Consider the following 12,786-nt stretch of genomic DNA (forward strand, 5'->3'; position numbering starts at 1 on the left):
GGCCGTCTCCGCCACGGGCTTCGAGCCCTGCGAGCAGCCGGCCAGCGCCAGGGCCGCCATCACCGTCAGTCCGACCCCGCGCGGCATCGCTCACTCACTCCCGCCAGCCTCGCGCCGATAGCGGCCCTCGGCGACGCACGTGTCAAGTTGCGCTCCGATGGAGGGGCCGGAAACGAAGGCGGCCCCGGCGGCCATCGAAGGCGCCAGGGCCGCACACCCGTCGCAGGAGGCCGGTAGGGGGAAGCCGGGGCCTGCGCGATCGAGGCCCATATGGGGACCCCCGGCCCGCACGCAAGAGGCGCGCCCGCCGTCACGTCGGCCTTGCCCCGGACCGCGCCCGGCCGTCAGATGGCGGCGACCAGAGAACGGGCAGGAAACCCCATGATGAAGCTCTATTCCGGCGATCTCAGCCCCTACTCCGCCCGCGTGCGGATGCAGATCTACGCCAAGGGGCTGGAGGACCGGATCACGCTGGAGCGCCCCGCCACCTTCGGCACCCCGCAGTTCCGCGAGCAGAACCCCATCGGCCGCATCCCCGTCCTCGACATCGATGGCGACCTGATGCCCGAGTCCGAGGTCATCGCGGAGTACCTGGAGGAGGTCTTCCCCGAACCGTCGATGCTGGGCAAGGCGCCGCGCGAGACCGCCCACATCCGCACCCTCGCCCGCATCGGCGACGTCTACCTGATGAACAACCTCTTCATGCTGGCGGGCCAGGTCTACGCGCCCGAGAAGGACAAGGGCGTCGTCGAGCTGCTGGCCGGCCAGGTGCTCCGCAACCTGAAGGCCCTCGACCGCATGGTGGGGCCAGAGGCCGGCGAAGACGGCTTCGCCTGCTGCGGCCGCCTCACCATGGCCGACTGCGCCCTGGTCCCCGCGCTCTTCCTGGTGGAGAACACCCTGACGGCGGCCACCGGCGAGCCCAGCCCGATCCCGAAGCTGCCGAACGTCGCCGCCTGGTGGGCCGCCATCCAGCGGAACGAGCACGCCGCCCGCACCCTCGTCGAGCTCAACCGCGGCCTCGAGGAGCGCAAGGAGCTCATCCGCACCGGCGCCTTCGCCAAGATGATGGCCGCCATGCGCGCCGCCCAGGCCAAGGCCGACGCCGAGGCCTGATCCATCGTGCGCCGCCCCGGCCGCCCGGACGACGTGGCCAACATGGTCCAGTTCCTGGCCTCCGACGCCTCGCCCTGGATCACCGGCCAGGTCTACCCGGTGAACGGCGGCTTCACCTTCGCGCTCTGATCCCACCCACTGTCATCTCACTACCCGCTGTCATCCCGGTTTGGGCGAAGCCGAAGCCCGGGATGGGGGGCGCCGGTTCCTATTCCAGCAGCTCCCCCAGCCGGCGGGTCCCGTCCCAGAGGAGGCCGCGCCAGCCGGCGGCGCGGGCGGCCTCGACGTTGTCGGGGCGGTCGTCGAGGAGGGCGAGGTCGGCGGGGGCGAAGCCGGTGCGGGCCTCGACGGCCGCGAAGAAGGCGGGGTCGGGCTTGCCGCAGCCGTAGGCGGCCGAGTGGTGGATCGCGTCGAAGCGGTCGCGCAGGCGCAGCGTGTCCCAGAGGTAGGCGGCGCGCTCGTGCTCCTGCACCGTGGCGAGATGGAGGGCGACGCCGGCGGCGCGCAGCTCCGCGAGTTCGCCGAGCAGGGCCTCGTCGAGCCGGGCGTCCATGGCGAACCAGTAGTCGGCGACGGCCCGGCTGGTGAGGTGGGGCGCATGCTCGGCCAGGACGGGGCCGAGCCGCTCGTGCAGGCCGGCGCGGCCCATCACGACGTCGGACCAGTGCGGCTGGAAGAAGTGCGCCTGCAGGGTCGCGGACGAAAGGCCGAGGTCGGCCTCCATGTTCGCCGCCCAGCCGCCCGGGCGCGGGACCACCACCACGCCGTCGACGTCGACCATCAGGGCTTTCGGCCGCATCACGCCCCGCCCAGCAGCCCCTTCAGGCGGTACAGCGCGTCCATCGCCTCGCGGGGGCTCATGCCGTCGGGGTCGAGGGCGCGGAGCGCTTCCTCGGCGGGGCTGGGGCCGTAGCTGGTCGCGGGCTCGGCGACGGCGGCGAAGAGCGGCAGGTCGTCGAGGTTCGCCGGGCCGGCGGCTTCCTTCTCCAGGCGTTCGAGCACCTGCTTCGCGCGGGCCACCACCGGGCCGGGGACGCCGGCCAGCTTGGCGACCTGAACGCCGTAGCTGCGGTCGGCGGGGCCGGGGCCGGCCTCGTGCAGGAAGATCAGCTCGCCGTTCCACTCCTTGGCCTTGAGGCTGAGGTTGGAGACGTAGGGCAGCCGGCCCTCCAGCACGGCCAGCTCGTGGTAGTGGGTGGCGAAGAGGGCGCGGCAGCGGTTGGTCTCGTGGAGGGCCTCGGCGCAGGCCCAGGCGATGGCGAGGCCGTCGTAGGTGGCGGTGCCGCGGCCGATCTCGTCGAGGATCACCAGGCTGCGGGGCGTGGCCTGGCTGAGGATCGCGGCGGTCTCCACCATCTCCATCATGAAGGTGGAACGGCCGCGGGCCAGGTCGTCGCCGGCGCCCACGCGGCTGAACAGGCGGTCGACCGCGCCGATGCGGAGGCGTTTGGCGGGCACGAAGCAGCCGGACTGGGCCAGCACCGCCAGCAGCGCGTTCTGGCGCAGGAAGGTCGACTTGCCGGCCATGTTCGGGCCGGTGACGAGGCTGAGGCGGGCGCCGCCGACGCCCTGGCCGTCGAGGCGGCAGTCGTTGGGCGTGAACGCCTCGCCCGCGCGGCGCACGGCGGCCTCCACGACGGGATGACGCGCGGCCTCGGCCTCGAAGGCGGTGGAGCGGTCGACGACGGGGCGGGTCGCGCCGACGTCGTCGGCCCATTCGGCCAGGGCGGCGGCGACGTCGAGGGTCGCGGCGGCGAGCGCGGCGGCCTGGATGGCGGCCGCGACGCCGGTGGCCGCGTCGCGCCAGGCCTCGAAGGTGTCGAGCTCGATGGCCAGCGCGCGCTCGGCGGCCTGGGCGATCTTCGCGTCCAGCTCGGCCAGCTCCACGGTGGTGAAGCGCACCTGGTTGGCCATGGTCTGGCGGTGGATGAAGGTCGCGTTCAGCGGCGCCTTCAGCAGCGGCTCGGCGGCCTTGGCGGTGGCCTCGACGAAGTAGCCCAGGACGGCGTTGTGGCGGACCTTGAGCGCGACGCCGCTCTCGGCGGCGAGGCGGGCTTCGAGGGCGAGGATCACGCGGCGGCTGTCGTCGCGCAGCGCGCGGGCCTGGTCGAGCTCGGGGCGGACGCCGGGGGCGACGAAGCCGCCGTCGCGGGCCAGGGCCGGGAGGTCGGGGCCGAGGCCGGCCGTGAGCAGGTCCAGGAACTGGGCGAGGTCGGGGCTGTTGGCGAGATGCAGCGCGGCGAGCGCGGCGGCGATCTCGGCCGGCAGCGTCAGCAGCGGGTCCCGGGTCTCGCTGAACAGGCGGCAGACCGCCTCGCCGGTGACGAGCCCGTCGCGGAGCGCGCCGAGGTCGCGGGGGCCGCCGCGGCCGAGGGCGAGGCGCGAGAGCGCGCGGGCCATGTCGGGCAGGCCCTTCAGCGTCTCGCGCAGCTTCTGGCGCTGGGGCCGGCGCTCGACGAACCAGGCCACGGCGTCCAGGCGCGCGTCGATGGCGGCGGGGTCCAGCAGCGGGCGGGCGAGGCGGGCGGCCAGCGCGCGGGCGCCCGGCGCGGTGACGGTGCGGTCGATGGCGGCCAGCAGCGACCCGTCGCGCGAACCGGACTGGGTGCGGTCGATCTCCAGGCTGGCGCGGGTGGCCGGGTCGATGACCATCACGTCGCTCTCGCCCGCGCGGCGGGGCGCGGAGAGCGCGGGAAGCCGCCCGGCCTGGGTGGTCTCCAGGTGGGCGGCGATCAGGCCCAGGGCCGACACCTCGGCGCCGGCGAGCGGGCCGAAGCCGTCCAGGGTCTCCACGCCGTAGAGCCGCTTCAGGCGGGTCTCGGACGCGCCCGGTTCCGCGAGCGCGGACGGCATCGGCTGGACGAAGCCGCCGGCCGCCTTCAGCGCCGCGCTCACCGCCTCGTCGGCGAACAGGCGGTCGGGGACCAGGATCTCGGAGGGGCCGAGCGCCGCCAGGGTCGAGGCGAGGCCCGAGACGGTGACCGCCAGGCACTCGACCTCGCCGGTGGAAAGCTCGACGCTGGCCACCGCGGCGGAGCCGGCGCGGACGGCCACGGCGGCCAGGCGGTTGGCGCCGCGGGCGTCGAGCAGGCCGTCCTCGGTGAGCGTGCCCGGCGTGACGACGCGGGTGACCTCGCGGCGGACCATGGCCTTGGCGCCGCCGCGCTTCTTGGCCTCGGACGCCTCCTCCAACTGGTCGCAGACGGCCACCTTGAAGCCGGCGCGGATCAGCTTGGCGAGGTAGGCCTCCATGGCGTGGGCGGGGACGCCGGCCATGGGGATCGGCTGGCCGCCGTGGGCGCCGCGGGCCGTCAGGGTGATGCCGAGGACGGCGTGGGCTTTCTGCGCGTCCTCGAAGAACAGCTCGAAGAAGTCGCCCATGCGGAAGAAGACCAGGGCGTCGGGCTGGCGCGCCTTGGCCTCGAAGTACTGCGCCATCACCGGCGTGGCGCCGGCGGCATGGTCGGTGACGGTGGACACTTGAGCGTTCATGGAAGGATCGACGCTAAAGGACGCGGGTGAGTCCCTGAACCCCTTGAACACCGCCGTCCGCGCGCCAAGCTGTGGATGGATGGCCTACGGCAGCGTTGATTCGACGTTCGTGATCTTCCCCGCCGGCCCGGCGGACGCCGAGGCCCTGGGCCGTGTCCATGTCCAGTCGTGGCGCGAGACGTACCGGGGCCTACTGCCCGACGCCTACCTGGCCCGGATGAGCGAGGCGGCGCACGCGCGGCGCTTCGCCCACGCGCTGACCCGGCCGGGCGACGACGACGTCACGCTGGCCGCGGCCGACCGCAGGGGCCTCGTGGGCTACGCCCAGGGCGGGCCGTCGCGGCGGCGGGCGCCCGGCGAGGCGGAGGTGGCGACGCTCTACCTCGTGCGCCCGGCGCAGAACCGCGGGCTGGGCCGAAGGCTGCTGAGCGGCACGGCGCGGGCGCTGGCCGTGCGCGGCGCGAGGAGCCTGGTGGTCTCGGTGCTGCGCGACAACCTCGCGGCGCGGGCCTTCTACGAGCACCTGGGCGGCGACGCCGAACCGGCCCGCGAGGAGCCGGGACCCGGCGGTGGCCGCTTCTGGGAGGTGGCGTATGTGTGGCGCGACATCGGGGCGCTGATCGGATGAACCTCCCCCGCTTCGCGGGCACGGCAATCGCATATGGATGCGGGTGGCCGAAAGGCCGTCAGTCAAAACCGCAGAGATCGCGGAGATACGCAGAGGATTCGCGTGGATCCGCGAGCTTCTCTGCGCATCTCCGCGATCTCTGCGGTTCATGAATCGGGCGGACAAGCCGCCCACAAGCCATATGCGATTGCCCTGACTTCGCGGGGGAGGTTCGTCAGGCGCTCTCCGCCGCGTAGGTGAGGCTCACGAACACGTCCTCGAGGTCAGGGTCTTCGGTGGAGATGTCCTTGATGTGCAGGCCGGCGGCGCGGATGGCGGCGAGCACCTGCTCCACACTGGACTGGCCCGTGCGGTAGCTGACCGAGAAGCCGCCGGCCTTGGTGAGCTTCGTCTCGAAGCCGGGGAGCGCGGGCGCGGCCGTCACCGGCTCCTCGGGCGTCACGATCACGTGGCGCGTGTCCATGCGGCGCAGCAGCGTCGTGGTGGGCTCGCAGGCGACGACCAGGCCGCGGTTGACGATGGCGATCTGGTCGCAGAGCTCCTGGGCCTCTTCCAGGTAGTGGGTCGTGAGCACGATGGTCACGCCCTTGCGGTTCAGCTCCAGCACGTAGTTCCAGAGCTGGCGGCGCAGCTCCACGTCGACGCCGGCGGTGGGCTCGTCGAGGATCAGGACCGGCGGGTTGTGGACCATGGCCTTGGCGACCATCAGCCGCCGCTTCATGCCGCCCGAGAGCTGGCGGACGTAGGCCCTGGACTTGTCGGCGAGGCCCAGCGCGGCCAGCAGCTCGTCGGAGCGGCGCTCGGCCTTCGGCACCGCGTACATGCCGGCGGCGACCTCCAGGGCCTCCTTCGGCGTGAAGAAGGGGTCGGCGGCGATCTCCTGCGGCACCACGCCGATGGCGGCCCGCGCGTCGCGGGGCTGCCGGTCGATGTCGCGGCCCCAGATCGTGACCTGCCCGCTCGTCTTGCGGCAGAGGCCGGCCAGGATGTTGATGAAGGTCGACTTGCCGGCGCCGTTCGGCCCCAGGAGGCCGAAGATCGAGCCGCGCGGGATGGCGAGGTCGATGCCGCGCAGCGCATGCATCTCGGGCGTGGTCTTGGTGGCGGCGTAGGTCTTGGTCAGGCCCCTGGCCTCGATGGCGTATTCGGGAAGGTCCATGGGGGTCCGTCGTTGACGCGCAAAGCTGTGGTCGCATACCTAGGCCCGCGTTCGCCCCCCGCCAAGGCGGGCCGCAAGAGGTATCCGATACATGGCCCGTAAAGCCGCCGTTGCGCCCAAGAGACCCAAGGCCGAGCCCGCGCTGACGCCCGACCTGCCCGCGCCGGAAGTGATCGTCGTGCGCACCGGCCGCGTGGCCTGCGACGGCGTCGGCGGCGCGCTGGGCCACCCGCGCGTCTGGCTGGAGATGGGCGAGGCCACCTTCGTCGAATGCCCCTATTGCGATCGCCGCTTCGTGCTGGCCGCGAGCGCCGGCGAGGGCCCCGAGAACGAGCTCCTGGCCCCCGGCGTCTACGAAGGCCCGCACGGGCACTGATGGGAGCTAACCCGCCTCGACGACGACCGCGCCACGTACGACGAGCAGGACACGAAGGTCCTCGACGCCATCCGCCAGCATGGGGGGTTCGACACGCACGTGATGGCCGATGAAGAGGGGGCGGGGTTCTCGTACACCACCGGCTTTCACGTATCGGCGGGCTTCGAACTAGCTGCCCCCACGACTGTCATCCCGGTTTCGCCGTAAGGCGAAGACCGGGACCCAACCCAGCGGGTGCTCTGAGGTGGTGCTCTGGCTTCGACTGTCGGGGCCAGTCCCCAACCATCGACGCACCGGACGGTTGGGTCTTTGGCTGCGCCAAAACCGGGATGACAGCCGTGGGTGATGACGGCCGCTGCTGGGGCTCACACCCTGAGCGGCATCAGGATGTACTGCACATCCGCGTCGGCCGGGTCGAGGACGAGGGCCGGGTCGTTGGGGCCGCCGAAGCGGAGCTCCATGGCGCCGCCCGAGATCTGGTCGGTGATGTCCAGCAGGTAGCGCGCGTTGAACGACAGCTCGAAGGGCTCGCCGTCGTAATCGATCTCCAGCTCCTCCACCGCCTGCCCGGCTTCCATGTTGCGCACGGTCAGGACCACGCGGCCGCTCTCGATGGCCATGCGCACCGAGCGGGACTTCTCGGCCGAGATGGTGGCGACGCGGTCGACGGCCTGGGCGAAGAGCTTGGCGTCGACCATGACGGTGCGGTTGTTGTCCTTCGGGATCACGCGGCCGTAGTCGGGGAAGTTGCCGTCGATGACCTTCGAGGTGAGCGCCGCGCCGCCCAGTTCCAGGCGCACCTTCTGCGGGCTGATCTGCAGGTCGACGTTCTCGCCGGCGTCTTCCAGCAGGCGGCGGACCTCGTTGATGGTCTTGCGCGGCACGATCACGCCGGGCGCGCCGGCGGCGCCTTCGGGCGCCGGCATGTCGGCGAGCGCCAGCCGCGAGCCGTCGGTGGCCACCGCGCGCAGGCGCGGCGCGCCGTCGACCACGATCGTGTGGACGTAGAGGCCGTTCAGGTAGTAGCGCGTCTCCTCGGCCGAGATCGCGAAGCGCGTCTTGTCGATCAGCCGGATCAGGTCGTTCACGTCGACCGCCATGGTCCCCGCGAAACCCTCGGCGCTCATCACCGGGAAGTCGCCGGCGGGCAGGACGGGCAGGTTGAAGCGGCTGCGGCCGGCGGCGACGGTGAGGCGCGGGTCCTCGCCCGTGAAGCCGAGCGACACGTCCGCGCCTTCCGGCAGCTTGCGGACGATCTCGTACAGGGTGTGGGCGGGCGCGGTGATCTGGCCCGGCTGGTCCACCTGGGCCAGCGCCTCGTCGATGATCTCCATGTCGAGGTCCGTGGCCGAGAACGTCAGCCGGTCGCGATCAGCCGACAGCAGCACGTTCGACAGGATCGGGATGGTGTTGCGGCGCTCGACCGCGCTCTGGACGTGGCCCAAGGCGCGGAGCAGTGCGGCGCGTTCGATCGTCAGCTTCATGTCAGTCCCGGCTCACCAATCGCGCACGGACATATCAGGCAGAGGCGAATCAACCCCGACCGTGCGCTCCCCGAAGGGAGGGGACTTCGGACATTAGCCAAATTCCGCACGCGGAAAAGTGCGTCGCGGTCTCATGCACAGGCAAAACGCCCCGCGGGCGGGCCGCGAGGCGCGCCTGGACTTGTGGAGCGGCGCTACGCCGTCAGGGCGCGACGCCTCCGCAGCGCCGATCCCGCGGCGCCGAAGCCGAGGATCATCAGCGCCCATGCGCCCGGCTCGGGGACGCCGCCCGTGACCCGGACGTTGTCGATGCCGTAGTGCTCGTCGTCGTTCGCCTGCCCGCTGAGGCTGGTGAAGAGCAGGGTGGTCGAATTGCCGGTCGTCGCGAAGGTGTAGGCCAGGTGGTAGGTGCGGTCGCGGCCGTCCTCGCCGTAGCCCAGCCAGTGGTAGCCGAGGCGCCCGTAGAGCGCGTTGTCCGAGCCGGTTCCGCCGATGTTCAGCGGGTCAGGGCCATAGGTCTGGTTCTGGAACAGGAAGTTGCTGAAGGTCTCGTTGAGCAGGGTGGAGCCGCCCACGACCTCGAGCTTGAAGACGTCCGGCCCGGTGCCGGGGTTGCTGCCGTCGAGGCTGAGGATCGTATAGAGGTCGAAATAGACGGTGGCCGTCGTCAGGCCGGTCGTGTCGAGCGTGAGCGAGGCGCTGGCGCCCCGCGTCAGGCCGCCGATGTAGCGATCGACGCCGGCCGCCAGCGAATCCTCATGCACCGCGCCATCGGCGAGGACGAAGCCCGACGTGTCGGTGGTGAAGTCGTTGGAATAGAGCGTCGCCGCCTGGGCGGAACCGCCGATGAGAGCCGCCGTGGCAAGCGCCGCGGCCGCGATGGTCTTGTACATGGCCTTTTCCCTCCGTCGCCCCGACGCGACCAGACAACGCAGGTCGGCGAACAAGATCAACGCAGCTCGCCCCCGGAGCGAATTGAGGCTTCGGAAAGGCAGGACGCCCCGCGGCGGACGGGCCGCGGGGCGTCGCGCGGTCGTGACCTCAACCCGTCGGTCGGGATCAGGCGGTCACGGCCTTGCGCCGGCGAAGCGCCGAACCGGCCGCGCCGAAGCCCAGGATCATCAGCGCCCACGTCGCGGGTTCGGGCACGCCCCCGGTCTCCTGCGCGGGGCCGTACTCGACGACATAGGCAAGGCTGTAGCCGAAGCCGGAGTCGTTCCAGTTGATGCCGCTCCAGTTGGCCCAGAGGGCGTCCTCGTCCCCGACGTTGTTCGGCTCGCCGGGGTTCCAGGCGCTGTACTCGGCCGTGGGGCCGTTGTTCCAGAACACCAACCCCAGCTCGGGCCCGGCCACCCACTTCCAGACGCCTTCCTGATCCCGGTCGGACCCGGCCGCCCAGTAGCTGCCCGTGGTGAGGTTGTTGTAGATGAACGTCGACTCGGCGGCGCTCGTCAGGGTGACGAGATAGCCGTCCATGCCCATGAAGCTGTACGTTTCCGCCGCAGCCAGCGCCGCGTCCCAGGTGACGCCCGTGGCGACCAGTTCGTAGTAGTGGCCGTTGCCGCCGTCGGAGGTGTCCCAGAGGACGGGTGCGGCCGAAGCGCCGCCCGCCAGCGCCGCGGCGGCGATCCCGGCCGCGAGCGCAGCTCGAATCCTGCTCATTCTCAACCCCTTCGCATCTGCGGCCCAGGCCGCGAGAGGTCTCGACCCTAGGGAAGGCGAGGCCCGGTCGTCGCCATGCGAATTGATTATGCCTGAAAGGCGAGGGCCTCGCCTGGAAGGCGACCCGCGACGGCCTTCCGGCGGTCAGGCCCGCGTGTCGACCGCCCCGCCCGCGTCACCGGGGCCTTCGCCGTAGCCGCCTTCTGGCCTGGGCGCGGCCGCGCCCGCGGAGGCCTTCGGGGAGACCACCACCATGGCCGGGCGGACCAGGCGGCCCAGCAACTCGTAGCCGGGTTGCAGTGTCTGGATCACGGTCCCGGGCGGGACGTCGTCGGCCGGCTGCTCCATCATCGCCTGGTGCAGGTGCGGGTCGAACTTCTCGCCCTTGGCCGGGTCGACCTTCTTCAGGCCGTTGTTCTCGAAGGCGGTCTGCAGCGCCTTGGACGTCATCTCGACGCCGACCACGAAGTTCCTCGCCGGGCCGTCGGCGTCGGCGGGCGCGGCGGCCAGGGCGCGGTCGAAGTTGTCGGCGACGCCCAGCAGGTCGCGGGCGAACTTGGTGATCGCATAGGCGCGCGCGTCGTTCGCCTCGCGCTCGGCGCGGCGCTTGGTGTTCTCCGCATCGGCGGCGTAGCGGAGCACCTGCTCCTTCAGCGCCTGGACCTCGGCCTGCAGCGCTTCCACTTCGGCGTCGACCGGGGGCGTGTCGGCTTCCCAGTTCGCGGGCGTATCGTCTTCGGACATTCTCTAGCTCGTACCCTTCATCACCTGGCCAAGCACGCGGGCGGTGTAGTCCACCAACGGAATGACCCGGGCATAGTTCAAACGCGTGGGGCCGATGACGCCGATGGCGCCGACGACCTTCTGCGCGCCCGTCATATAGGGCGCCGCGATCACAGCGGAACCCGAAAGGGAAAAGAGCCGCGTCTCGGCGCCGATGAAGATGCGCACGCCCTCGCCGTCGCGCACCCCGTCGAGGAGCTGGATGAGCTGCTCCTTCTGCTCCAGGTCCTCGAAGAGCGAGCGCACGCGTTCGAGATCCTCCAGCGCCTCGCGGTCCTCCAGCAGGTTGGCGCGGCCGCGGACGATGAGGGCGCGGTCCTGCGCCTCGCCGCCGCCCCAGGCGGCCAGGCCGTCCTCGACCAGGCGCGCCGCCGTGGCGTCGAGTTCCCGGCGGGCGAGGTCGAGTTCGTTGCGCAGCTCGCCCTTGGTCTCGGTCAGCGTCTTGCCGCGCAGGCGCGCGTTCAGGAAGTTCGACGCCTCCTGCAGCGCCGAGGGCGTGACGCCGACCGGCAGGCGGATCAGCCGGTTCTCCACGGCGCCGTCGTCGAACACCATGATCGCCAGCGTGCGGTCGCCCGACAGCGGCACGAACTCGACGTGGGTGACGCCGGCGTCCTTCATCGGCGTGACGACCACGCCCGCGCCGCCCGCCAGGCCCGACAGGATCGCGGAGGCCTCGTTCAGCGCGTCCTCGTAGTTGCGCCCGTGCGCGCGCAGGCGCGCCTCGATGGAGCGGCGCTCGTCCTCCCCGATGTCGCCCACCTCCAGCAGGCCGTCGACGAAGAGCCTGAGGCCCGCATGTGTCGGCAGCCGGCCGGCGCTGACGTGCGCCGCGCCCAGCAGGCCCAGTTGCGTCAGGTCCTGCATGGTGTTGCGGATCGAGGCGGGCGAGAGCGACACGCCGCCCTTCGACAGCGTGCGCGAGCCGACGGGCTCGCCGGTCTCCAGATAACTCTCGACGATGCGCCGGAAGATGTCGCGGGCGCGCCCGTCCATGTCGGCGAGGCTGGGGCCGCCGGTGAAGAAGGGCGAGGTCATGGAGTGCGGCGGGCCATGGTGCGCATTGGCGTAGTAGGATAAGCGCGGACCCTCCCGGCGCAAGTTCGCGCCCCCAACGACCTCATCGACCGAGACGCCATGCGACCTTCCGAACGCGCCCCCGACATCCTGCGCCCGCTGACCCTCGAGACGGGCGTGACCCGCTACGCCGAGGGCTCGTGCCTGATCAGCGCGGGGCACACCAAGGTGCTGGTGACGGCCAGCCTGGAGGAAGGCGTCCCCGGCTTCCTGCGCGGCAAGGGCCAGGGCTGGGTGACGGCGGAGTACGGCATGCTGCCGCGCGCGACCCACACGCGGGGCCGACGCGAGGCGGCGGCGGGCAAGCAGAGCGGGCGCACCCAGGAGATCCAGCGGCTGATCGGCCGGTCGCTCCGGGCCGTGACCGACCTGAAGGCGCTGGGCGAGCGGCAGATCACCGTCGACTGCGACGTCATCCAGGCCGACGGCGGCACACGCACGGCCTCGATCACCGGCGCCTGGATCGCGCTCAGGCTGGCGACCAGGTACCTGCTGGACGAGGGCGTGATCGCCACCGACCCGATCCTGGACCAGGTGGCGGCGGTGAGCTGCGGGATCTTCGCCGGCACGCCGGTGCTGGACCTCGACTACGACGAGGACAGCAACGCCGAGGCCGACGCCAACTTCGTCCTGACCGGCTCGGGCGACATCGTGGAGGTGCAGGCCACGGGCGAGAAGCGCGGCTTCAGCCAGGCCGAGTTCTACGCCCTGTTCTCGCTGGCGAGGAAGGGCATCGGCGAACTCTGCGAACGGCAGCGGGAGGCCACTTCCCTCCCTTGATGGGGAGGGAAGCGCCACATACGCAAACGGCGCCGCCCTCCCGGGTCGGCGCCGCCGGCGCTCGCGGTCCGGCCGAGGCCGAACGGTGCGCGTATCAGAAGAACACGTTGAAACGCATGGCCTGCGGCGGCAGGCGCTCGAGCTCGCGGGCGAGCGGGGCGAACAGCGCGTCCAGGAAGTTTTCGATCTTGCGGGCCATCGGACGGCTCCTTGTTGCAGTGCAGCGTGG

The 12,786-nt window shown here is 71.8% G+C and carries 13 protein-coding genes; 5 read left to right on the plus strand and 8 right to left on the minus strand.

What is annotated here, in order from left to right:
• The first annotated feature begins 384 nt into the window (after nucleotides 1-384).
• Both KF737_RS20440 and KF737_RS20445 read left to right on the plus strand, forming a co-directional pair.
• Nucleotides 385-1,116: a glutathione S-transferase family protein gene (locus tag KF737_RS20440; RefSeq protein ID WP_296459655.1), complete on the plus strand. Its 732-nt coding sequence runs from the start codon at nucleotides 385-387 to the stop codon at nucleotides 1,114-1,116.
• A gap of 6 nt (nucleotides 1,117-1,122) precedes the next feature.
• Nucleotides 1,123-1,245, plus strand: coding sequence for an SDR family oxidoreductase (locus tag KF737_RS20445; protein WP_296459658.1), 123 nt, complete (start codon nucleotides 1,123-1,125; stop codon nucleotides 1,243-1,245).
• Nucleotides 1,246-1,324: 79 nt separating this feature from the next.
• On the opposite strand, the gene KF737_RS20450 is transcribed toward KF737_RS20445, so the two are convergent.
• The gene (locus tag KF737_RS20450) at nucleotides 1,325-1,915 is read right to left on the minus strand and encodes an HAD family hydrolase (RefSeq protein WP_296459661.1); all 591 of its coding nucleotides are present in this window, start codon (nucleotides 1,913-1,915) and stop codon (nucleotides 1,325-1,327) included.
• Entirely contained in the window at nucleotides 1,915-4,608 is a 2,694-nt protein-coding gene (gene mutS, locus KF737_RS20455) for a DNA mismatch repair protein MutS (protein WP_296459664.1), read from the minus strand. The genes KF737_RS20450 and mutS overlap by 1 nt, the downstream gene beginning before the upstream one ends.
• A 79-nt stretch (nucleotides 4,609-4,687) precedes the next feature.
• Between mutS and KF737_RS20460 the strand changes: the two genes are divergently transcribed.
• Nucleotides 4,688-5,236 carry a GNAT family N-acetyltransferase gene (locus KF737_RS20460; protein WP_296459666.1) on the plus strand — a complete coding sequence of 183 codons (549 nt, stop codon included), beginning with the start codon at nucleotides 4,688-4,690 and terminating at the stop codon, nucleotides 5,234-5,236.
• Nucleotides 5,237-5,450: 214 nt separating this feature from the next.
• Here the strand turns inward: KF737_RS20460 and KF737_RS20465 are convergent, their stop codons facing one another.
• The gene (locus KF737_RS20465) at nucleotides 5,451-6,395 is read right to left on the minus strand and encodes an ABC transporter ATP-binding protein (protein WP_296459669.1); all 945 of its coding nucleotides are present in this window, start codon (nucleotides 6,393-6,395) and stop codon (nucleotides 5,451-5,453) included.
• A 91-nt stretch (nucleotides 6,396-6,486) separates the two neighbouring features.
• Here KF737_RS20465 and KF737_RS20470 point away from each other — a divergent pair, with 91 nt between their 5' ends.
• On the plus strand, nucleotides 6,487-6,771 hold the full coding sequence (locus tag KF737_RS20470) for a zinc-finger domain-containing protein (RefSeq protein ID WP_296459672.1): 285 nt from the start codon (nucleotides 6,487-6,489) through the stop codon (nucleotides 6,769-6,771).
• 365 nt (nucleotides 6,772-7,136) lie between these two features.
• Here the strand turns inward: KF737_RS20470 and dnaN are convergent, their stop codons facing one another.
• The 5 genes from dnaN to hrcA form a co-directional block, all read right to left on the minus strand.
• The gene (gene dnaN / locus KF737_RS20475) at nucleotides 7,137-8,255 is read right to left on the minus strand and encodes a DNA polymerase III subunit beta (protein ID WP_296459675.1); all 1,119 of its coding nucleotides are present in this window, start codon (nucleotides 8,253-8,255) and stop codon (nucleotides 7,137-7,139) included.
• Between the two features lie 194 nt (nucleotides 8,256-8,449).
• Nucleotides 8,450-9,148, minus strand: a complete 699-nt coding sequence (locus KF737_RS20480; RefSeq protein WP_296459678.1) for a PEPxxWA-CTERM sorting domain-containing protein — start codon at nucleotides 9,146-9,148, stop codon at nucleotides 8,450-8,452.
• Between the two features lie 166 nt (nucleotides 9,149-9,314).
• Entirely contained in the window at nucleotides 9,315-9,917 is a 603-nt protein-coding gene (locus KF737_RS20485; protein ID WP_296459681.1) for a PEPxxWA-CTERM sorting domain-containing protein, read from the minus strand.
• 144 nt (nucleotides 9,918-10,061) lie between these two features.
• A complete protein-coding gene (gene grpE / locus KF737_RS20490) occupies nucleotides 10,062-10,661 on the minus strand; it encodes a nucleotide exchange factor GrpE (protein ID WP_367273254.1) in 600 nt (199 codons plus the stop codon).
• Between the two features lie 3 nt (nucleotides 10,662-10,664).
• Nucleotides 10,665-11,738, minus strand: coding sequence for a heat-inducible transcriptional repressor HrcA (gene hrcA / locus KF737_RS20495; protein ID WP_296459683.1), 1,074 nt, complete (start codon nucleotides 11,736-11,738; stop codon nucleotides 10,665-10,667).
• Nucleotides 11,739-11,837: 99 nt separating this feature from the next.
• On the opposite strand from hrcA, the gene rph reads away from it, so the two are divergent.
• Entirely contained in the window at nucleotides 11,838-12,557 is a 720-nt protein-coding gene (gene rph, locus KF737_RS20500; protein ID WP_296459685.1) for a ribonuclease PH, read from the plus strand.
• The last annotated feature ends 229 nt before the right edge of the window (nucleotides 12,558-12,786 follow it).

The organism is Phenylobacterium sp., assembly GCF_019636135.1.
Taxonomy (GTDB): domain Bacteria; phylum Pseudomonadota; class Alphaproteobacteria; order Caulobacterales; family Caulobacteraceae; genus Phenylobacterium.